The organism is Tardiphaga sp. 215_C5_N2_1 (assembly GCF_052076055.1).
Lineage (GTDB): Bacteria > Pseudomonadota > Alphaproteobacteria > Rhizobiales > Xanthobacteraceae > Tardiphaga > Tardiphaga robiniae.
In genome coordinates this window covers 3970166-3991046 of record NZ_CP197240.1, presented here as the reverse complement: position 1 = coordinate 3991046, position 20881 = coordinate 3970166, and the positions used below count along the sequence as shown (strand labels likewise).

Sequence of the window (20881 nt, the reverse complement as noted above, 5' to 3'; positions counted from 1 at the left end):
TCCTGCAGACATATCGCTCACGTGTGATTGGCGCCGTGGTCGCTGACGCGTTTGACAATACTCACCTGACGCACGCCGTCGAGCTCCTGCAGCTTCGAAGGATAGCTCGCGATATCCTGTGACGACACCTTGCTGAGCAGGATCGAGAGCTGGTCGGTGCCTTGGGGATCGCGGCTTTCCACGAGGAAGCGCTTCACCTGGCCGGCGCGCAGCGACAATGTCTCGCGCAGCAATTCCGGCGTCAGGCCGTTGTTCTCGACTTCCACCTTCAGCATGCAGGTCTGGTTGCGCGAGCGATAGGCTTCCTCGAGCGGCTTGATACCGACGAGGATGATCAGGATGATCACCGTCGATGCGCCGGCCGCGAGATACAATCCTCCGCCGACCGCAAGCCCGATCGCTGCCACCGTCCAGATACTTGCTGCTGTCGTGAGCCCTTTCACGATCTCGCCGCGCGCCAGGATAGATCCCGCACCGAGAAAGCCGATGCCGGACACCACCTGCGCCGCGATGCGCGATGGATCGAGCACGACATTGGATTGCGTGAGCAGGATGTTGGAGAAGCCGTATTGCGAGACCAGCATGATCAGGCAGGAGCCGACACAGACCAGCATATGCGTGCGGATGCCCGCGGCCCATAGCAGCCGCTCGCGCTCGAAGCCGATCAGGCTGCCGAGCGCTGCGGCGGAGATCAGGCGGATCAGCATTTCGGAATTGGACATCATCGGCACGCCCCCTCATTCCTGCGGCCGCTCGTGTCGGCACGATGAAACAGGCTAGTCCTCTGCGACGCGTTGTCCAATCGTCGTCAGCGTCGTCCAGCGCAGTGCTTGGCTGCGTGAATGCGTGGAACCAACAGCCTAAAGAAAAATCCCTCCCGAACGGGGAGGGATTTCAGATGGCTTCGCGATTTACCCGGTGGTCGGCTTACGCATACCGCCCGTGGCAGTGCTTGAACTTCTTGCCGGAGCCGCACGGACAGTCCTCGTTGCGGCCGACCTTGCCCCAGGTGTCCTGGTTGTTCGGATCGCGGGCGACGGCGGGCTGCTGCTGGCCCATCGGTGCCAGCGCCGCATTGGCGAACGCCATTTCGTCTTCGCCAGTGTTGTAGTCGAGCTTGTGGGCCTCCATGACAGGCAGTTCGGGCTGCACGTCCGGCGGCACGATCTCGACGCGCATCAATTGCGCGGTGACGGCTTCGCGCAGATTGGAAATCATGGCCTCGAACAGGTTGAAAGCTTCCGCCTTGTATTCCTGCAGCGGATCGCGCTGGCCGTAGCCGCGCAGGCCGATGACCTGACGCAGGTGATCCAGCATCACCAGATGCTCGCGCCACAGATGATCCAGCGTCTGCAGCAGGATCGTCTTCTCGACGTAACGCATCACGTCGGGGCCCCACTGGGCGACCTTCGCGGCCATGTGCTCGTCGGCCTTCTGCTCGATACGGTTGAGCAGCTCCTCGTCAGCGATGCCTTCTTCCTTGGCCCATTCGTCGACCGGAAGATCGAGATCGAGTACGCGCTTGAGCTCTTCCTTCAGGCCGGCCACATCCCACTGCTCGGCATACTGGTTTTCCGGCACGTGTTTGGTGACGAGGTCCTCGACGAAGGCGCGGCGCATATCGTTGACGGTCTCGGCGACGCTATCGTTCTGCATCAGGTCGACGCGCTGCTCGAAGATCACCTTGCGCTGGTCGTTCTGTACGTCGTCATATTTCAGCAGGTTCTTGCGGATGTCGAAGTTGCGCGCTTCGACCTTCTGCTGGGCCTTTTCGAGCGCCTTGTTGATCCACGGATGGATGATCGCTTCGCCTTCCTTCAGGCCGAGGCGCGTCAGCATCGTATCGAGACGATCCGAACCGAAGATGCGCATCAGGTCGTCTTCCAGCGACAGGAAGAACTTGGACCGGCCAGGGTCGCCCTGACGGCCGGAGCGGCCGCGGAGCTGGTTGTCGATGCGGCGTGACTCGTGGCGCTCGGAGCCCATGATGTAGAGGCCGCCGGGCTTCTCGACGGTCTTGGCCGGCTTGCTGCCCTTGGCGGGCTCGATCTCGACCACTTCCTTGGCGTTCAGCACGATCTCGCGGAAACGCTCGATCTCGGCCTTGATCTCGGCGATCTTGGCGGCCTTCTCGGCCTCGTCGGCGATCTCGGCCGTTTCGATCTGCGCGCGCATCTCGACCGAGCCGCCGAGTTTGATGTCGGTGCCGCGGCCGGCCATGTTGGTGGCGATGGTGATGGCGCCGGGGACGCCGGCTTCGGCGACGATATAGGCTTCCTGCTCATGGAAGCGCGCATTCAGGACCGCGAACAGTTTCGCCGGCTTGCCGGAACGCGCGGCCGCATAGAGCTTGTCCATCGCCTTCGGCTTGGTGAAGTCGATCAGCTTGTAGCCGTTCTTGAGCAGATACTCGCCAAGCACTTCCGATTTTTCGATCGACGCGGTGCCGACCAGCACCGGCTGCATCCGCGCATTGGCGCGCTCGATCTCGGCGAGGATGGCGGCGTGCTTCTCGTCCTGGGTGCGATAGACCTCGTCGTCCTCGTCCATGCGGCCAATGCCGACATTGGTGGGCACTTCGACGACTTCGAGCTTGTAAATGTCGAACAGTTCGTCCGCTTCGGTCAGCGCCGTGCCGGTCATGCCGGCCAGTTTCTTGTACATGCGGAAGTAGTTCTGGAACGTGATCGAGGCCAGCGTCTGGTTTTCCGGCTGGACCGTCACATGTTCCTTGGCCTCCAGCGCCTGGTGCAGGCCTTCCGAATAACGGCGACCCTGCATCATGCGGCCGGTGAACTCGTCGATGATGATCACTTCGTCGTCGCGGACGATGTAGTCCTTGTCGCGGTTGAACAGCGAGTGGGCGCGCAGCGCCTGATTGATGTGATGCACGACGGAGACGTTCTCGACGTCATACAGCGTCTCGCCCTTGAGCTGGCCGGCATCGCGCAGCAGGGTTTCGATCTTCTCCATGCCTGCTTCGGTCAGCGTCACGGTGCGCTGCTTCTCGTCGACTTCGAAGTCGATGACCTTTTCAAGCTTGGGCAGGAAGGTGTCGATGGTGTTGTAGAATTCCGAGCGATCGTCGAGCGGGCCGGAAATGATCAACGGCGTGCGCGCTTCGTCGATCAGGATCGAATCGACTTCGTCGACGATGGCATAGAAGTGCTTGCGCTGGACCATGTCCTCCAGCCGGTACTTCATGTTGTCGCGCAGATAATCGAAGCCGTATTCGTTGTTGGTGCCGTAGGTGATGTCGCAGGCATAGGCCGCCTGGCGCTCGGCATCGTCGAGGCCGTGAACGATCACGCCGGTGGTGAGGCCCAGGAAGCTGTAGATCTGGCCCATCCAGCCGCTGTCGCGCTTGGCCAGATAGTCGTTGACGGTCACGACATGCACGCCCTGGCCGGCGAGCGCGTTCAGATAGACGGCGAGGGTGGCGACCAGCGTCTTGCCTTCGCCGGTCTTCATCTCGGCGATGTCGCCCTCATGCAGCACCATGCCGCCGATCAGCTGCACGTCGAAGTGACGCTGGCCGAGGGTGCGCTTGGCGGCTTCGCGGACGGTGGCGAAAGCGGGAACGAGGAGATCGTCGAGAGTCTTGCCGGCTTCGAGTTGTGCCTTGAACTCGGCGGTGCGCGCTTTGAGCGCATCGTCCGACAGCGCTGCGACCTCAGGTTCCAGCGCGTTGATCGCGGCAACACGCGATTGATATCCCTTGACGCGGCGGTCGTTGGCAGAGCCGAAGAACTTGCGGGCGAGCGCGCCGATCATCACGAAATCCTGTCTTTAGCAATGCGGCCCGAAGGCCGTGGAATGGTGCAGCGGTCGCCCAGCCTCGTCATATCCAAAGTCTGTGGCGGATTGCTGTCTGGACCCCGGTGCGGAGCGCCAAAAAAGCAAGACCCCGGGAGATGAGTGGGAGCAGGGCAATCAGGGGTTCAATGACCACGGCGCGGCCGAAATCGCGCCTTCGCCACCGGCCCGGTCGGGGAGAGATATGGCCCGTATGGGGGGTTGTCAACGGCGCGAACCTCTCAAGGATTTCATCATTTTGACAGAGTTTTCGCGTTGCCAAGACGGTACGTTTGGGAGAGTGTCCGCCGTCCCCAACAGGCTCTTATCCGAGATAAGGATTTTCCATGACCTTCGTATCGCTCGCCCTGACGCCGGGCCTGCGCCCGGACCGCACCCTGGCTGCCCTGACCGGCGCCGTTGCGGTGGCCTTTCTCACCAGTTTCCCGGTTTACGCGCAGGACGCCAATCCGGTCCTCGCCAAGGTCAATGGCCAGGAAATCCGCCAGAGCGACGTCACCATTGCCGAGGAGGAGCTCGGTCCGAGCCTCGCCCAGATGGATCCCGCGACCCGGAAGGACAATGTGCTGTCGTTCCTGATCGATATGAAGATCGTCGCCAAGGCCGCCGAGGACAAGAAGATCGCCGATCGTGAGGACTTCAAGTCCAAGCTGGCCTTCGCCCGTAACCGTCTGCTCATGGACAACCTGTTGGCCGTCGAAGGCAAGGAAGCCCTGACCGACGACAACATGAAGAAGGTCTATGAGGACGCGGCCAAGCAGATCACCGGCGAAGCCGAAGTCCATGCCCGCCACATCCTGGTGGAGAGTGAGGCCGAGGCCAAGACGGTCGCCGACGAGCTGAAGAAGGGCGCCGATTTCGCCGAACTCGCCAAGAAGAAGTCGAAGGATCCGGGCGCGGCCGATGGCGGCGATCTGGGTTTCTTCACCAAGGACCAGATGGTGCCGGAATTCTCCGCCGTTGCCTTCGCGCTGGAGCCGGGCAAGATCTCGGACCCCGTGAAGTCGCAGTTCGGCTGGCACATCATCAAGGTCGAGGAAAAGCGCAACCGCAAGGCGCCGGAATTCGACCAGGTGAAGCCGCAGATCGAACAGTATGTCGTGCGCAAGGCGCAGGCCGACTACGTCACCAAGCTGCGTGAAGGTGCGAAGGTTGAGCGTATCGATCAGGCCGCCGCAACGCCTGCTCCGGCGGCACCCGCCGCGCCTGCTGCCAAGGACGCGCCAAAGCCGGCCGACAGCAAGATGGCTCCGGCGAAGAAGTAATTCTGGACCCGAAAAACCCGCCCTCTGTCGAAAGGGCGGGCTTTTTGCTGCCTGTGCGTGGCTTCAGGCCTGCGTTTCGGTGACGCGCTGCCGCTGCGTCACGTGGTAGCGCGGCGCTGGCGTCGCATGACCGAATTTGGTCGAGAGGGCGCGGCGATCTGCTTCGAAGCGGGTCCAGTTCGCGCCGTCCTGCAGGCCCGGAATAGTGACGAGCTCACCCTGGTCGAGGCCGGCCAATGCAGCATCGACCATGTCGTCAGCGCGCATCACTGTGGCCTGATCCATGTTCTGGTGTGGGAAGCCCGCGATGTCCCAGAATTCGGTGGCCGTTGCGCCCGGCAACACCGCCTGCACGCGGATGCCCTTGTCGGCGAGTTCATGCACCAGCGAATGGCTGAAGCTGAGCACATAGGCCTTGCTGGCTCCGTAGACGCCGTTGAGGATTTCTGCGCCGATACCGACGATCGACGAGATGTTGATGATCGTGCCTTTGTTGCGCGCGACGAAGCCGGGCACGGCGGCATAGGTCAGCCGTGTCAGTGCGGTGACGTTCAGCGTGATCATGTCTTCCATTTTGTCGACATCGGCATTGAGCAACGGCGCCACCGCGCCGACTCCGGCATTGTTGACCAGCATCGTAATGCTCGCATCGTCGCGCAGCGCGGCTTCGACCTTTGCCAGATCGGCCTTGTTGCCGAGATCGGCGGCCAGTGTGCGGACCGATCGTCCGGTTTCGCTGGTCAGTCGCTTGGCGAGGGCCGCCAGGCGGTCCTGGTTCCGCGCCACCAGAATGAGGTCGTAGCCGCGCTTGGCCAGCCGGTCCGCGTAGACGGCGCCAATACCCGTGGAAGCGCCCGTAATCAGTGCCGTGCCCTGATGTGAATTCGTCATTGTCGTTCTCCTGAATGCTCTCGGCCGCAGCGGCCGTGTCAGGAAACCTAGTCTTGCGCGGGCGCGTCTTAAATGTCATATAAGCGGCGTTTTAGGACGTTTTGTCCTGAGAGAGCGGACACATGCAGCGCATCGGCCTTGTTGTTTCCCCGGGGTGCTCGCCCATCAGCCTTGCGGCGATGTCGGTCTTTGAGCTGGCCAATATGCTGACCGATCCGCCCACCTACGATCTGCATGTGTTGTCGGAGCGGGGCGGTCAGGTCGGCACCTCGCTGGGCATGAGTTTGACCACCGAACCGTTCAATGCGGCTGATGCCTATGACACGCTGATCATTGCCGGCGGTCTGACGGTCGAATCCGCGACGCCCGGCCTGATCGATTTCGTGCGACAGGCGCCCAAACATGCGCGGCGTGTTGCGTCTATCTGTATCGGCGCCTTCGTGCTCGCCGAAGCCGGCATTCTCGATCAGCGGCGCGCGACCACGCACTGGTTCTATGCGCGCGACATGCAGAAGCAATTTCCGAAAGTGAAGGTCGATGAAGACCGCATCTTCGTGAATGACGGTCCAGTTTGGACCTCGGCCGGCATGACCGCGGGCATCGATCTCGCACTGGCGATGGTCGAGGCCGATCTCGGCGAGGACGTCGCACGCAATATCGCGAAAAAGATGGTCGTGTATCACCGTCGCGCGGGCGGTCAGTCGCAGTTCTCGGCGTTGCTTGAACTGGCGCCGAAATCGGACCGTATTCAGAAGGCGCTCGCTTTCGCGCGCGACAATCTGCAGAAGCCGCTGACGGTGAATGATCTCGCCGATGCTGCGAGCCTGAGCCCGCGGCAGTTCAGCCGCGCCTTTCACGCCGAGACAGGCCAATCGCCCGCCAAGGCCGTCGAGCATCTGCGGCTAGAGGCCGCGCGGTTGATGATGGAGCAGAGCCGGCATCCCATCGACGCCGTCGCGCAGCAGACGGGGTTTGCCGATCGTGACCGCATGCGCCGCGCATTTCTGCGCGCCTATGGCCAGCCGCCGCAGGTGATCCGCCGAAATGCGCGGTCTCAGATGGACGCGTGAGAGAACGTCAGCTCACCCGATCTTGCGGCCGATATCCAGAAACTTCTGCCGGCGCTGCTGACGAATAGTCGCCGCGTCCATGCCGCGCATGTCGTTGAAGGCCTGGGCGATGGCGTCGCCGGTGATGGCAATCATGGCGGCGGGGTCGCGGTGGGCGCCGCCCGGCGGCTCTTTCAGGATGGAATCGATCACACCGAAGCGCAGCAGATCCTGCGCCGTGATCTTCATGTTGGTCGCGGCTTCCTGCGCCTTGGATGAGTCGCGCCACAGGATCGACGATGCCGCTTCCGGCGAGATCACGCTGTAGATGGCGTGTTCCAGCATCAGCACCTTGTTGGCGGTGGCAATGGCGATGGCGCCGCCCGAGCCACCTTCGCCGATGATCACGGCGACATTGGCAACGCCAAGGCCGAGGCAGGCATCGGTGGAGCGTGCGATGGCTTCAGCCTGGCCGCGCTCTTCCGCGCCGATGCCGGGATAGGCGCCGGCGGTGTCGACCAGCGACAGCACGGGAATGTTGAAACGGTCGGCCATCTCCATCAGGCGAACGGCCTTGCGGTAGCCTTCGGGGCGGGCCATGCCGAAATTATGCTTGAGGCGGCTCTCGGTGGTGTTGCCCTTTTCCTGGCCGAGCACGCAAACGCTCTCGCCGCGGAAACGGCCGAAGCCGGCCACCAGCGCTTCATCCTCGCCGAACTTGCGGTCGCCGGCGAGCGGCGTGAATTCGGTGATCAGCGCTTCCACATAATTCATGCAATGCGGGCGCTGCGGATGCCGCGCGACCTGGGTCTTCTGCCACGGCGTCAGGTTCGCATAGAGCTCGTGCAGCGCGGCGACGGCCTTGTCCTCGATGCGCACGATCTCCTCGCCGATGTCGCTGCCGCTGGCGGCCAGCGTGCGCAATTCATCGATCTTGGAATCCAGCTCGGCAACGGGCTTTTCAAAGTCGAGATAGCTGCGCATGGGTTCGGACATTCACTGGATATGGGAAGGACGGACGGCGGGCGAAACTGCCGGTGCAGGCTTTTCAAGTCAATCGGGGCTGCAAGTCAAGCTGCGAAGGCGTCATTTACTCTGAAAAATCAAAGAGATATTTCAACGTTCAAACGCCTTTTTATGACGTTTCCATTGCTGTGTTGCGCTTGCGGCGATGCCACCACCAGACGGCGGCACCGGCCAGCACGGCCGCCACGATCACGGCCTGAATCCAGTAATGCTTAGCCTGACCTTCGAGGCCGGCGATGCCGCCATAGCGGTCCAGCACCGACACTGCGAGCACGCCGGGTAGCACATGCGCGGGCGCCCAGAGCAATGCTGCGGGGATGTTTACGGCATAGAATTTCGCCGGTGCGGTCCCCAATGCTCCGGCCGTGACCGGCACGAAAGCGCGGATGGGCGGAACGAAGCGGCCGAGGAATACGGCCAGCGTGCCGAAGCGATGGAAGAAGGCCTCGCTCTGCGCCACCACGCCCGGATAATTCGAAAGCGGCCACGCGTCGAGCAGTTGTCGTTGCCGGACATGCCCGATCCAGAATGCGCTCCCGTCGCCGAGCACGGCGCCCGCCACGGCGGCCGCCAGCACCGCCACGAGATCGAGGTCGCCTGCCGGAATCAGGGCGCTCAGCGCCAGAATGACCGTGGTGCCTGGGATGAATGTTCCGAGCACCGGCACGGCTTCCAGCAAGGCAGCGAGGAAAATAGTGAGGTAGCCCAGCCAGGCATGCGCGGCGACAAAATGGGTCAGGGAATCGATGAAGGACGTCACGAAATTCCGATCCAGCGCGGGGTGCCTCGGCCAACTGACAGCATATATGATTGAAATGGCCGGCCGCGCCGTTCGATCCCCAAATACCGCTGCAAATTGATCGACCCGGAGCATCGGCTGATTCGCAGGGCAGACTTCCAAAAATTGCCGTTAGAACCTATCTCGATGATAACATTCGGGAACTTTGATGAAGAGCTGGGCTTTGTCCAGCCGCGGCTCTCTGATACGTTCCACAAAGCACCCCATCCGCAGCCATTACTAGACTGGTTTCGGGATATCCGGGACCACGGAGGATTGATGACCGCCGCCTCGACCAAACTGCAAGAAAAGACCGACGCGTTGATTGGCATTCCCGACAAGATGGTGTCGGTGCGCAAGTTGTTCGGCATCGATTCCGACCTCGAAGTGCCTGCCTTCTCCGAATCCGATCCGCATGTGCCGGACACCGATCCCGATTACCGGTTCGATCGCGCCACCACGCTTGCCATTCTCGCCGGCTTCTCGCGCAATCGTCGCGTGATGGTCACGGGCTTCCACGGCACCGGCAAATCGACCCATATCGAGCAGGTCGCCGCGCGCCTCAACTGGCCCTGCGTGCGCGTCAACCTCGACAGCCACATCAGCCGTATCGACCTCGTCGGCAAGGACTCCATCGTGGTCCGCGACGGCAAGCAGGTCACCGAATTCCGTGACGGCATTCTGCCCTGGGCGTTGCAGCACAATGTGGCGCTGGTGTTCGACGAATACGACGCCGGCCGTCCGGACGTGATGTTCGTCATTCAGCGCGTGCTGGAAGTGTCCGGCCGCCTGACGCTGCTCGACCAGAACAAGGTGATCAAGCCGCATCCGGCGTTCCGTCTGTTTGCGACCGCGAACACCATCGGTCTCGGTGATACGTCGGGCCTCTATCACGGCACGCAGCAGATCAATCAGGGCCAGATGGATCGCTGGTCGATCGTCACCACGCTGAACTATCTGGCGCATGACGAGGAAGTCGAGATCGTGCTGGCAAAGGCCAAGCACTATCAGAACCCCGAGGGCCGCGACATCGTCAACAAGATGGTGCGCCTCGCGGATCTCACGCGTAACGCCTTCGCCAATGGCGATCTGTCGACGGTGATGAGCCCGCGTACGGTGATCACCTGGGCCGAGAATGCCGACATCTTCAACGATATCGGCTTCGCGTTCCGCGTGACCTTCCTGAACAAGTGCGACGAACTCGAGCGTCCGCTGGTCGCCGAATTCTATCAGCGCTGCTTCAATGCAGAGCTGGCGGAAAGCTCGGTGAATGTGGCGCTGAGCTGATTCCCGCTGATCTTACTTACTTCCCCTCTCCCCTTGCGGGAGAGGGTGCCTTCGCGAAGCGAAGGCGGGAGAGGGGACAGCGCTCCGGTTTGCTGCAGGCCCTCTCCCGTCTCGAACCCGCTTCGCGTGTTCGATCCACCCTCTCCCGCCAGCGCAGCTTCGCTGCGCCCGGGGAGAGGGGAAGAAAGCGACAGCGATGAGCACGACGACGACCAACAAATTCCGCCCCGGCTCCAAGGAAGCGCCGACCGAGCCGTTCAAGCGCGCGGTGACGTCGTGTTTGCGCGCCATCGCCAAAGCGCCCGAGCTTGAAGTGACCTTCGCGGCCGAGCGGCCGGGTCTCTCACCGGGCAAAGCCCGTCTTCCTGAACCCGCGCGAAAAATGAGCAAGCGCGACGCCGCCATCGTGCGCGGCCACGCGGATTCGATCGCGCTCAAACTCGCCTGTCACGATCCCAAGGTTCATCGCAAGCTGATGCCGGGCAATCCGCAGGCGCGCGGCGTGTTCGAAGCCGTCGAGCAGGCCCGCGTGGAAGCGCTCGGGTCGCGCCGCATGGCCGGCGTGGCCAAGAACCTCACGGCGATGCTCGACGATCATTTCCATCGCGGCAAGTTCGACGAAATCACCGACCGCGCCGATGCGCCGTTGGCCGATGCGCTGGCGATGCTGGTGCGCGAGCGCCTGACCGGCATGGCGCCGCCAGCCGCCGCAAAGAAGATGGTCGACCTCTGGCGTCCGGTCCTCGAAGACAAGATCAGCGATCGCCTCGACCAGCTCGATCGGTTCGCTGAGAACCAGGCCAAGTTCGGCGATGCCGTGCACGACCTGCTGTCGGCGCTGGAGCTCGGCGACGATCGCAATGCCGAGCCGGATGACGAGGAGAGCGAGGACGACGAGCGCCAGGGCGAGAACGATCAGGCCGGTGCCGAAGGCTCGCCGGAGAGCGATGCCTCGCAGGAAATGAGCGCCGATCAGGCGCAGCAGTCGTCCGACGAAATGTCCGACAGTTCGATGGAGAGCGCGCAGGCCTCTGCCTCGGATACGTTCGACGAAGACGGCGAGATGGGCGACGACGAAACGCCCGGCGAAGCCACGCGTCCGAACTCGCGCGGGGCGAACGAGCCGCGCGGTCCGGAATATCATGCCTTCGCGCCGAAATTCGACGAAGTCATCGCGGCTGAAGACCTCTGCGATCACGACGAACTCGAGCGGCTGCGCTCCTATCTCGACAAACAGCTCGCGCATCTGCAGGGCGTGGTCGCGCGTCTGGCCAATCGGCTTCAACGTAAGCTCATGGCGCAGCAGAACCGCGCCTGGGACTTCGACCTCGAGGAAGGCATCCTCGATCCCGCGCGCCTGTCGCGCGTGGTGACCGACCCGCATCATCCGCTGTCCTTCATGCATGAGAAGGAAGCGACGTTCCGCGATACGGTGGTGACGCTGCTGCTGGACAATTCCGGTTCGATGCGCGGTCGCCCGATCACGGTCGCTGCGACCTGCGCCGACATTCTCGCGCGCACGCTGGAGCGTTGCGGCGTCAAGGTGGAAATCCTCGGCTTCACGACGCGCGCCTGGAAGGGCGGGCAGTCGCGTGAAGCGTGGCTCGGCGCCGGCAAGCCGGCCAATCCCGGCCGCCTCAACGATCTCCGCCACATCATCTACAAGTCGGCCGATGCGCCGTGGCGCCGCGCGCGCAAGAATCTCGGCTTGATGATGCGCGAAGGTCTGCTCAAGGAGAACATCGACGGCGAGGCGCTCGACTGGGCGCACAAGCGCCTGCTCGGCCGTCCCGAGCAGCGCAAGATCCTGATGATGATTTCCGACGGCGCGCCGGTGGACGACAGCACATTGTCGGTCAATCCCGGCAACTATCTGGAGCGCCACCTGCGTCATATCATCGAAGAGATCGAGACCCGCTCGCCGGTCGAATTGATCGCCATCGGCATCGGCCATGACGTGACGCGCTACTATCGCCGCGCCGTGACCATCGTCGACGCCGAAGAGCTCGGTGGCGCCATCACCGAGAAGCTGGCTGAATTGTTCAGCGAGACGGCGGGACCGGCGCCGACCCATGGTCGGCGACGCAAGACGCATTAGGCTTTACAGGATGGGTTTTGCTTTGCTCTACCCATCCTCCGGGGCCATCGCTTGACTGCTCATCTCACCCGTCGTCACTTTCTTGCAGTCGCGGCTTCAGCAGCCGCGCTGCCATCTCTTGCCCGTGCGCAGCCCGTGCTGGCGCCGGCAACGCCATCGGCCCGTGCGCCGGTGTCGATCGAGATCGAAGCGCGGCCGATCCCGGCTTTCGATACGCGCGACCGCGCGCATACACGGTTCGGGTCGCTGCAATATCGCAGCGGATTGGTCCTGACGTCGCGCTACAAGGACTTCGGCGGTATCTCCGGTCTTCGCCTGGACGACAAGGGCGAGGGTTTCATCGCCATCAGCGACAAGGGCAACTGGTTTACCGGCAAGATCGCCTATAGCGGCGATGCCATGGTCGGCATTGTCGATGTCGAGGCGGCGCCGATGCTGGGCGCCGACGGCAGGCCGATCACCGCGCGCGGCTGGTACGATACCGAGTCCATCGCGGTGGACGGACCGACGGTCTATATCGGCCTCGAACGCGTGCACCAGATCCTGAAATTCGACTTCGGCCGCGATGGCGTGCGCGCCCGGGGCGAACCGATCCCGCAGCCGCCGGGCATGCGCAAGCTGCCCAGCAATGGCAGTCTCGAAGCCCTGGTGATGGTGCGCAGGGACAGGTTCAAGACCTCGCCGCTGGCCGGCATGCTGCTGGCGATCTCGGAGCGCGGGCTCGACAGCGCCGGCAACATCTCAGCCTGGATCATTGGCGGCAAGGCACCTGCAACATTCTCGGTCCGCCGCACCAAGAATTACGACATCAGCGATGCGGCGCTGCTGCCATCCGGCGATCTGCTGCTGCTGGAACGCAAGTTCTCGCTGTTCGGCGATACCGGCGTCCGCATCCGCCGCATTCCCCTCGCATCGATCGTGCCGGACGCCGTCATCGACGGTCCCACCATCTTCGATGCGGATCTCGGCTACGAGATCGACAATTTCGAGGGGCTCGATGTCCATGTCACGCCGGAGGGCGACACGGTGCTGACGCTGATCTCGGACGACAATTTCTCAATGCTGCAGCGAACCCTGTTGATGCAGTTCACGCTGCTGGAATAAACGGTTAGGCCGCAGCCTCGGACTGCTTGGCCTGATGCGCGATCAACAGATCCCGCAATTCTGCTGCGGGCTTGGCGGGGCTGAACAGATAGCCCTGCATCTCGGTGCAGCCGAGCGCGCGCAGCAGCTCCTTCTGCCGGGGCGTTTCGACGCCTTCGGCCGTCGTCGTCATGTTGCGCGAACTGGCGATATTGACCACGGCCTGCACGATCGAGGACGAGCCCTGTGCATCGGCGATATCGGTCACGAAACAACGGTCGATCTTGATCTTGTCGAACGGGAAGCGCTGCAGATAGCTCAGGCTGGAATAGCCGGTGCCGAAATCGTCCAGCGCAATCCGTACGCCGATCTCGCGCAGCCCGTGCAGGATTTCCAGTGCGGTCTCGTCGTCGCGGATCAGCACGGCCTCGGTGATTTCGAGCTCCAGCCGCCGTGCCGGCAGGCCGGACGCGGCGAGGGCGGAGGTCACCTTCAGGGCGAGCGACGCGCAGCGGAACTGAACCGGCGAGACATTGACCGCCACCCGGATGTCGTCGGGCCAGTTGGCAGCCTCGGCGCAGGCGGTGTTCATCACCCATTCGCCGAGCTCATTGATGATGCCGATATCTTCGGCGACCGGAATGAACTCGGCCGGCGAGATCATGCCGCGTTCGGGATGACGCCAGCGCAGCAGGGCCTCGCAGCCCACGATGGTGTCGTCGCGCAGCGTCAGCAGCGGCTGATAATAGACTTCGAAGCCGCCTTTGGCGAAGCCGCCATCACCGGCGGCGTGACGCAGTTCAAGCTCCAGCGAGCGGCGGGCCTGCACCCGCGCATCCATTTCGGGCTCGAAGAAGCGGAACGTGCGGCGGCCGTCGGCCTTGGCGCCATACATCGCAAGGTCGGCGTTCTTCAGCAGCGTATCGAGGTCTGCGCCGTCGCGCGGCGCCAGCGCAATGCCGATCGACGCGTCGGTGAGCAGGCTGTGGCCGAGACAATCGAATGGCTGGCGGATCGCATCATAGATGCGGCCGACAAGATCCGTGATATCGGAATGGCTCTCCACACCGGTCTGCACGATGGCGAATTCGTCGCCGCCGAGCCGCGCCACCACGTCGGAGCCGCGCACGCAGCCGCGCACCCGCAGCGCGATGCCCTTGAGCAGTTCGTCGCCGACGGGATGGCCAAGCGAGTCGTTGATGCCCTTGAATTCGTCGATGTCGATATAGAGCACCGCACATTGCGCGCCGCGCGCGACGCGCTTCAATTCGCGTTCGAGCTCGTTGCGGAACAGCGTGCGGTTCGGCAGGTCGGTCAGCGCATCGTAATGCGCCAGATGCGCGATCTTCTCCTCGGCATTGCGCCGCTCGGTGATGTCTTCATGGGTCGCAACCCAGCCGCCATCGGCCACCGGCCGCGACGAAATCTGGATGGTGCGGCCATCGGCGGTCTGCATGATCTGGATGTGCGACCGCCCGACGTCGCGCAACACTTCCGCCACATAGGCGTCAACGCTGCCAGCGAATGAGCCCGTGTCCTTGCGATGCGCGATCACGTCGCGGAACGGTCGGCCGGGTGTGATGACCTCGCGCGACAGCCCGTACATGTCGAGATAGCGCTGGTTGCAGACCACCACGCGCGCCTGCGCGTCGAACAGCAGCAGGCCCTGCGTCATGTTGTTGATGGCGGTATCGAGGCGGTTCTTCTCCAGCGTCATCTGCAACTGTGCTGCACGGTTCTGCCGCTGGATGTGACGGATCATCAGATAAAGCAGACCTGCCAGGATCAGGGCCGACAGCGTCGCGAGGGTCACGAGAAATTTGGTCTGGTCGCGCCAGTTGGCCAGTGTGCCCTCGACCGTCGTGGTTGCGACCAGCGCGACCGGAAAGTTTTGCAGCAGGCGGATCGAGCCGAGCCGATCGATATTGTCGATGGGGCTGACGGTGCGGATGGTTGCGGGCGCGTCGCTGAAGCGCAGATGCTGCAGCAGCGGGCCGCTATTGAAAACCTTGCCGATCGACGAGGGCGTCTGCGGGTATCGCGCCAGCAACGTGCCATTGCGGTGGAACATTGCGATGGTCCCGTTTTCGCCGAGCGAGACGGAGGCAAAGAATTTTTCGAATTGCTGCGGTTCGACGCTGCGCGTCACGATGCCGAAGAATTCGCCCTTGGGCCCTGTAATGCGACGTGCGAACAGCGTCTTCCACCGGCCGGTGATGCGGCTCAGGACGGGCTGCACGATCTCTTCGTCCTGAGTGAAGGTCTGCGATTTGAGTTTCTGGAAATATTCACGGTCGGCCAGCACCAGATCCGGTCCGGGCCAGGCTCCTGTCCAGTTGACCAGACGGCCTTCGGCATCGAGAACGGTGATGTCGTTGACGAATTCATCATCCACCTTTGACTTCAGCATCATGTGGGACTCATAGCTCGACATGCTGCTGGCAAAGCTGTGGACCGACATCACGCCATTGGCGAGAAGATGAGCCGTGAGGCTCTTCTGGATGCGCTGGAGATCCTGGAACTGCTGATCGAAATGCCGGCTGAGCAGCAGCACGGTGTTTTCAAGTTCGCGGTTGGAATTGTCGATCGTGCGCTGACGGAAATTGTTCACGGTCATCGCCGTGCCTGCGGCAATGGTGACGATCAGCACGGCGCCAACGACCACGAGCCAGCGCACTGGCGCGCGACGTGTCGTCGAGCGCCCATCGCCATGTTCGGCGGAGCCCGGCGCTGAAACGCGCACGTCGTTCGTCATTCGCCTCCCCAGCAGCCGCATGAATTCCTACCCCTCGTGCATAGGAATACCCGAGCAAGGGTGGAAGACGCGTTAGGAAGTCAGGTGAACCGCGGGTTAATTACAACCGTACAAATGGTATCTGCTTACGCCGCAAGGCTTTTCTGCAGCGGTGCGACCGGCCATGTCTGGTTGCGACCGTGCGCTTTTGCGGCATAGAGCGCACTGTCGGCATTGCTGATCAGGTCGTTCGACGTGGTCAGCGATGACGGCACGAGACACGCTGCGCCGACGCTGATCGTCGTCGTGGTCATGCCGTCGCGCTCGAGATGGCCCACCTCGACGCGGATCCGTTCGCCGAGTTCGATGGCATCGGCGAGGGAGAGGCCCGGCAGGATCAGCGCGAATTCCTCGCCGCCATAGCGCGCGGCGCAATCGCTGGCGCGTTTGGCATGCCGGGCAATGCTCCAGGCGATCCCGCACAGAACGAGATCACCGGCCTGATGGCCGAAATTGTCGTTGAACACCTTGAAGTGGTCGGCGTCGATCATCAGCAGCGAGATCGGTGCGCGGGCGCGCTGGGCGCGCTGCCATTCCTTATCCATCACCACGTCGAAATGACGTCGGTTGGCGAGGCCGGTGAGGCCGTCGGTCATGGCGAGGCGCGCCATCCTGTCTTCCATCTCGCCGCGCTTGCCCATCTCGCGCGCCAGGATCAGCATCAGCGCACAGGCGATCAGGCCGAGCGCGGCCATGGCGCCGCCGATCTGCAGCGCTTCCTTGCGCCACTGGCCGAAGATCACGTCGGTGGACCGCCCCACCATCACGATCAGCGGATGCGAGCCTTCGCGCCAGACAAAAAGACGCCGCACGCCGTCAGTCGCGGAATTGCCAATATGGGAGCCGGAGAAATAGGCGAGCGCTTTCTGTACGCCCGGGACCCGACTGAGATCGCGGCCGATGATCTCCATGTCGAACGGTGCGCGCATGATCAACACGCCGTCCTGCCGGATGACGGAAATCACGTCGTTCGGCTCGAGCTGCAGGCGATCGGCGATCTCGTGGAAATAGCTGTAGCGGATGAAGCCGGCGACGATGCCCAGAAAAGTTCCGTCGCGCGCCGCGATGCGGCGGCTCAGCACGATGCCGTAACTGCCCTGATGCAGCATCGGCTTGGAGATATAGAGGCCGAACAGCGGATCGCGCTTGTGGACCTTGAAGAATTCCTCATCGGCGAAATTCTGCGGCTTCGGATCCAGCGTCGACGAATCCAGCGTCACGTTGCCGGCGACGTCCGTGACCTGGATGGCGCCGAAGTGACGCGCGGTGGCGGCGTGGTCGAACAGGATCAACTGCCGCATCGGCCGCGAAATCTCGACCAGTTCCGGCGAGGTCATGTTGCTGACCACGTTGCGCAGCGAGAGGTCGTAGAGTTCCACATTGCGGGCGACATCGGCATCGATGCTGGAGGCGAGGTTGCCGAGCGTCTGGTGCGCCAGCTTCTCGTCGCCGCGCCGCATGCTGAGCAGTACGCTGCCGCAGATGACTGTGAATCCGACAACGACGATCGCCGCAGCGGCCAGCAGCCAGCGCGGGGAGATCCGGCGGGTCGTCTCGGATGTATTACGGGCCAGCATTGGCTTTCGTCGATCAAAAAGGACTGCGTTACAATCACCGACGCATAGCATCAGAACCGGTAATTCTTTGACAGCTACGCGGTGATCAACAGTTTCGTTTCGCCGTTTTGTGACGGGCGGTTAATAGGATGTGAAAGAAATCGAGACGCTTTGGTCGGCGAGTGCGCAAAAAGAAATATGGGCGTGCCGCGCAGGCACGCCCACAAGCGTCGGGAGGAACCTGGAAAGCCGGGTTCCCGGCGTCACCGCATGGCGCCGGCCACCATGATGTCGCGGCCGGAACGATACGCGTTGTCGTCGCAGGTCAGCGCCACGGCGATGTCGGCGATGCCTTCGGTTGTGTGGTTGCGCGCAGCGGGCAAAGCGATGAACTGCCGGTTCCGCACGCTGCCGTCGAGCACGTCGATGGCGGCGGGTTCCTCCGGGCCGAGCATTCCGGGCGCGATGGTGCTGACGCGGATGTTGCGCGTGCCATAGGCGCGGGACAACCCGCGGGTCATGGCATCGATGGCGGCGTCGGCGCCGGGGTCCGGCAGCGATGCGGGCGCTGTCGGAATGCCATCGAGCGCGGTGAGATTGACGATGCTGCCGCCGGCGACGCCGAACATCCGCACCGCCTCCTGGCACAGCAGCATGGCGCCGAACACCTTCAGCTCGCGCTGCCGGTGCAACTCGTCCTCGGACACCACGTCCGCCACCTCGCTGCGCGCGAGGGCGCCGTTATTGACGAGAATATCGAGCCGGCCGAAGGTCGCCGCGATTTCCTCATAGAGCCGCCGCACGTCCGGCCAGCGGGCGATGTCGCCCTGCACGGCGATGGCGCGGCCGCCGCGCCACACGATTTCGGCGACCACGCGCGCCGCGCCGCGGGGATCGTCCGCGTGATGCACGATCACCGCCGCGCCTTCCGCGCCGAAGCGCCGCGCAATGCCCGCGCCGATGCCGTCCGCGGCGCCGGTCACGAGCGCAACTTTTCCTGCCAGTCTTGTCATGGCATGTCCTTGGATCTGGATGATGTCTGTCTTGATCGTCAGTCGTGTGCGTAGATTTTGAGGCGGAATCGATCCGGGCGTGATCGCGCCCCGACAACAGTCTGGACGCGCAAGGCGGGGAGTTCGACCCGATACCCGTATGGCCTGGCAGATCCGAGGCCCGCGGGCGGCTCGCCGATCTGCTCTGTGGCTGGTGCTGTTATCGCAAATGCAGCCGCGTCGGCGTTAGCGCGATCCTGCATCTGTTTTGCACGATCCTGCAAAAGTGATCCCGCAGCCATTTCCCTGCCACGGCACTGCACCTAGATACACATCGGCATAAAAGGCCTGCCGCTTGAGGGGTTTGCGTGTGACCGAGACGATTCGTGAGATTGCCGACATCATTGCCCGTTACGCCGCCAATGGCAGCGACCATCCGACCGGCCTCGCCAGCCTCTATCTGAAGCGGCAGACCGAGCCGACGCAGCTCGTGCATACCGCGCAGTGGCCGTGTTTCGGCCTCGTGGCGCAGGGCGCCAAGCGGCTGCAACTGGGCACCGAGACCTACACCTATGCCGCCGGCGATTATGTGCTGGTGTCGCTCGATCTGCCGATGTCGTCCTGCATCGTCGAGGCCTCGGAAGCGCAGCCGCATCTCGGCATGGGCTTTGCGATCGATCCGCAATTGTTGAAGGAGGTGCTCGGCCGGTTCGGCAACGGTCATGCCGATGCGCCCGCGCATCCGCAGCTCCCCGAGCGCGGCGTCGTCGTCGCCAAGGCCTCCGCCGATCTGCTCGACGCCACGCTGCGGCTGCTCCGCCTGCTCGACCGGCCGCAGGACATTCCGGTGATGGCGCCGCTCTTGGAGCAGGAGGTGCTGTATCGCCTGCTGGTCGGCCCTTATGGCGCGCGTCTGCGGCAGATCGCGCTGGCCGAGAGCCCGAGCAACAAGGTCGCCAAGGCGATCTCCTGGCTGCGCAGCAACTATGCCAGCCCGCTCCGCATCGAGGATCTCGCCGACCGCGTCGGCATGAGCGAATCGTCGCTGCATCACAATTTCAAGACCGTCACCGCGATGACGCCGATGCAGTATCAGAAGCAGCTTCGTTTGCATGAGGCGCGCCGCCTGATGCTGGTGGAGCGGCTCGATGTCGGCAGCGCCGGCTATGCGGTCGGCTATCAGAGTCCGTCGCAATTCTCCAGGGAATATGCCCGGCTCTACGGCCAGCCCCCGATCCGCGATGTCGGCAGTGCGCGCGGCCCGGTACTCGGAGGCGAGGCCCGCGTCGCCGGGTAGCTCTTTCTTCCCTCTCCCCCAGGCGAAGCGAAGCTTCGCTAGGCGGGAGAGGGTGGCGCGTAGCGCCGGGAGAGGGGGAGCCGCACGCTCGGAGTTCGCCCAGCCACGCTCCGTCCTCTCCCCACGTCATTGCCGGGCAGCGCGAAGCGAGCTTCGCTAGATGACTCGGCAATCCACCTTAAGCCGCGAGCGCAGACGAAGATGGATACGCGGGTCAAGCCCGCGTATGACGTCGGAGTGTGAGGCGGCGTGGTCGATTCATAAAAGCGGCCGGGTAACAAAAGGGAAGAACATGATCTCTGCGGTGATCTTTGATTTCGGCGGGGTGATCACCTCCTCGCCCTTCGAGGCCTTTGCGCATTACGAGCAGAGCCATGGCCTGCCGAAGGACATCATCCGCCGTACCAATGCGGACAACCATTTCGAGAATGCCTGGGCGAAATTCGAGCGCGCCGAAATCGATCTCCCAACCTTCGACGCTTTGTTCGCCGCCGAGTCCAAAGCGCTCGGCGCCGAAGTGCCCGGCCGCGATGTGGTCAAGCTGCTGAAAGGCGAGATCCGCCCCGACATGGTCGAGGCGCTCCGCCGCATCAAGGCGGCGTTCAAGACCGGCTGCATCACCAACAACCTGCCGGCCAATGCCATGGGCTCCACCGACGGCCGCGCGCTCTATGTGGCCGAGGTGATGGTGCTGTTCGATCACGTCATCGAATCCGCCAAGATCGGCCTGCGCAAACCCGATCCGCGCATCTACACGATGATGACCGATAAACTGTCTGTCGATCCGAAAAATTGCGTCTATCTCGACGACCTCGGCGTCAACCTCAAGCCCGCGCGCGAACTCGGCATGACCACGATCAAGGTGACATCTGCCGCGCAGGCGCTGGCCGAGCTCGAAGCCGCGACGGGATTGAAGCTGACCTGAGCCGCACGCGCCGGCGGCCGTGCT

At 63.2% G+C, this 20881-nt stretch carries 15 protein-coding genes; 7 read left to right on the top strand and 8 right to left on the bottom strand.

Going from position 1 to position 20881, the window contains the following annotated elements:
• Nucleotides 1-17: 17 nt before the first annotated feature.
• Together AB7828_RS18975 and secA are read right to left on the bottom strand one after the other, a co-directional pair.
• Entirely contained in the window at nucleotides 18-725 is a 708-nt protein-coding gene (locus AB7828_RS18975; protein WP_309942303.1) for an MgtC/SapB family protein, read from the bottom strand.
• A 202-nt stretch (nucleotides 726-927) separates the two neighbouring features.
• Nucleotides 928-3774: a preprotein translocase subunit SecA gene (secA, locus tag AB7828_RS18970; RefSeq protein WP_441230883.1), complete on the bottom strand. Its 2847-nt coding sequence runs from the start codon at nucleotides 3772-3774 to the stop codon at nucleotides 928-930.
• Between the two features lie 368 nt (nucleotides 3775-4142).
• On the opposite strand from secA, the gene AB7828_RS18965 reads away from it, so the two are divergent.
• Nucleotides 4143-5081: a peptidylprolyl isomerase gene (locus AB7828_RS18965; protein ID WP_441230882.1), complete on the top strand. Its 939-nt coding sequence runs from the start codon at nucleotides 4143-4145 to the stop codon at nucleotides 5079-5081.
• Nucleotides 5082-5144: 63 nt separating this feature from the next.
• On the opposite strand, the gene AB7828_RS18960 is transcribed toward AB7828_RS18965, so the two are convergent.
• Nucleotides 5145-5972, bottom strand: a complete 828-nt coding sequence (locus AB7828_RS18960) for an SDR family NAD(P)-dependent oxidoreductase (RefSeq protein WP_441230881.1) — start codon at nucleotides 5970-5972, stop codon at nucleotides 5145-5147.
• Between the two features lie 122 nt (nucleotides 5973-6094).
• On the opposite strand from AB7828_RS18960, the gene AB7828_RS18955 reads away from it, so the two are divergent.
• Nucleotides 6095-7042: a GlxA family transcriptional regulator gene (locus AB7828_RS18955; RefSeq protein WP_441230880.1), complete on the top strand. Its 948-nt coding sequence runs from the start codon at nucleotides 6095-6097 to the stop codon at nucleotides 7040-7042.
• Nucleotides 7043-7054: 12 nt separating this feature from the next.
• Here AB7828_RS18955 and AB7828_RS18950 read toward each other — a convergent pair whose 3' ends face one another.
• Together AB7828_RS18950 and AB7828_RS18945 are read right to left on the bottom strand one after the other, a co-directional pair.
• On the bottom strand, nucleotides 7055-8017 hold the full coding sequence (locus tag AB7828_RS18950; protein WP_093757526.1) for an acetyl-CoA carboxylase carboxyltransferase subunit alpha: 963 nt from the start codon (nucleotides 8015-8017) through the stop codon (nucleotides 7055-7057).
• A gap of 139 nt (nucleotides 8018-8156) precedes the next feature.
• Nucleotides 8157-8807 carry a DedA family protein gene (locus AB7828_RS18945; protein WP_439083917.1) on the bottom strand — a complete coding sequence of 217 codons (651 nt, stop codon included), beginning with the start codon at nucleotides 8805-8807 and terminating at the stop codon, nucleotides 8157-8159.
• Between the two features lie 297 nt (nucleotides 8808-9104).
• Between AB7828_RS18945 and cobS the strand changes: the two genes are divergently transcribed.
• The 3 genes from cobS (at nucleotide 9105) to AB7828_RS18930 (ending at nucleotide 13314) form a co-directional block, all read left to right on the top strand.
• A complete protein-coding gene (cobS, locus tag AB7828_RS18940) occupies nucleotides 9105-10112 on the top strand; it encodes a cobaltochelatase subunit CobS (RefSeq protein WP_068729504.1) in 1008 nt (335 codons plus the stop codon).
• Between the two features lie 196 nt (nucleotides 10113-10308).
• A complete protein-coding gene (cobT, locus tag AB7828_RS18935) occupies nucleotides 10309-12210 on the top strand; it encodes a cobaltochelatase subunit CobT (RefSeq protein ID WP_231078892.1) in 1902 nt (633 codons plus the stop codon).
• A gap of 51 nt (nucleotides 12211-12261) precedes the next feature.
• Complete coding sequence (locus AB7828_RS18930; RefSeq protein ID WP_441230879.1) at nucleotides 12262-13314, top strand: esterase-like activity of phytase family protein; 1053 nt, start codon at nucleotides 12262-12264, stop codon at nucleotides 13312-13314.
• Nucleotides 13315-13318: 4 nt separating this feature from the next.
• Here the strand turns inward: AB7828_RS18930 and AB7828_RS18925 are convergent, their stop codons facing one another.
• The 3 genes from AB7828_RS18925 to AB7828_RS18915 form a co-directional block, all read right to left on the bottom strand.
• On the bottom strand, nucleotides 13319-16048 hold the full coding sequence (locus AB7828_RS18925) for a bifunctional diguanylate cyclase/phosphodiesterase (RefSeq protein WP_441230878.1): 2730 nt from the start codon (nucleotides 16046-16048) through the stop codon (nucleotides 13319-13321).
• Nucleotides 16049-16173: 125 nt separating this feature from the next.
• Nucleotides 16174-17664, bottom strand: a complete 1491-nt coding sequence (locus AB7828_RS18920; RefSeq protein ID WP_441230877.1) for a diguanylate cyclase — start codon at nucleotides 17662-17664, stop codon at nucleotides 16174-16176.
• Between the two features lie 242 nt (nucleotides 17665-17906).
• Complete coding sequence (locus tag AB7828_RS18915) at nucleotides 17907-18656, bottom strand: SDR family NAD(P)-dependent oxidoreductase (RefSeq protein WP_441230876.1); 750 nt, start codon at nucleotides 18654-18656, stop codon at nucleotides 17907-17909.
• 349 nt (nucleotides 18657-19005) lie between these two features.
• Between AB7828_RS18915 and AB7828_RS18910 the strand changes: the two genes are divergently transcribed.
• Together AB7828_RS18910 and AB7828_RS18905 are read left to right on the top strand one after the other, a co-directional pair.
• The gene (locus tag AB7828_RS18910; protein WP_231078897.1) at nucleotides 19006-19932 is read left to right on the top strand and encodes an AraC family transcriptional regulator; all 927 of its coding nucleotides are present in this window, start codon (nucleotides 19006-19008) and stop codon (nucleotides 19930-19932) included.
• A 292-nt stretch (nucleotides 19933-20224) separates the two neighbouring features.
• A complete protein-coding gene (locus AB7828_RS18905; protein ID WP_441230875.1) occupies nucleotides 20225-20857 on the top strand; it encodes an HAD-IA family hydrolase in 633 nt (210 codons plus the stop codon).
• Nucleotides 20858-20881: the final 24 nt, after the last annotated feature.

Coding starts and splice junctions, on each gene's coding strand:
- AB7828_RS18975 (WP_309942303.1), bottom strand. CDS start 725: ATGATGTCCAATTCCGAAATGCTGATCCGCCTGATCTCCGCCGCAGCG.
- secA (WP_441230883.1), bottom strand. CDS start 3,774: ATGATCGGCGCGCTCGCCCGCAAGTTCTTCGGCTCTGCCAACGACCGC.
- AB7828_RS18965 (WP_441230882.1), top strand. CDS start 4,143: ATGACCTTCGTATCGCTCGCCCTGACGCCGGGCCTGCGCCCGGACCGC.
- AB7828_RS18960 (WP_441230881.1), bottom strand. CDS start 5,972: ATGACGAATTCACATCAGGGCACGGCACTGATTACGGGCGCTTCCACG.
- AB7828_RS18955 (WP_441230880.1), top strand. CDS start 6,095: ATGCAGCGCATCGGCCTTGTTGTTTCCCCGGGGTGCTCGCCCATCAGC.
- AB7828_RS18950 (WP_093757526.1), bottom strand. CDS start 8,017: ATGTCCGAACCCATGCGCAGCTATCTCGACTTTGAAAAGCCCGTTGCC.
- cobS (WP_068729504.1), top strand. CDS start 9,105: ATGACCGCCGCCTCGACCAAACTGCAAGAAAAGACCGACGCGTTGATT.
- cobT (WP_231078892.1), top strand. CDS start 10,309: ATGAGCACGACGACGACCAACAAATTCCGCCCCGGCTCCAAGGAAGCG.
- AB7828_RS18925 (WP_441230878.1), bottom strand. CDS start 16,048: ATGACGAACGACGTGCGCGTTTCAGCGCCGGGCTCCGCCGAACATGGC.
- AB7828_RS18920 (WP_441230877.1), bottom strand. CDS start 17,664: ATGCTGGCCCGTAATACATCCGAGACGACCCGCCGGATCTCCCCGCGC.
- AB7828_RS18915 (WP_441230876.1), bottom strand. CDS start 18,656: ATGACAAGACTGGCAGGAAAAGTTGCGCTCGTGACCGGCGCCGCGGAC.
- AB7828_RS18905 (WP_441230875.1), top strand. CDS start 20,225: ATGATCTCTGCGGTGATCTTTGATTTCGGCGGGGTGATCACCTCCTCG.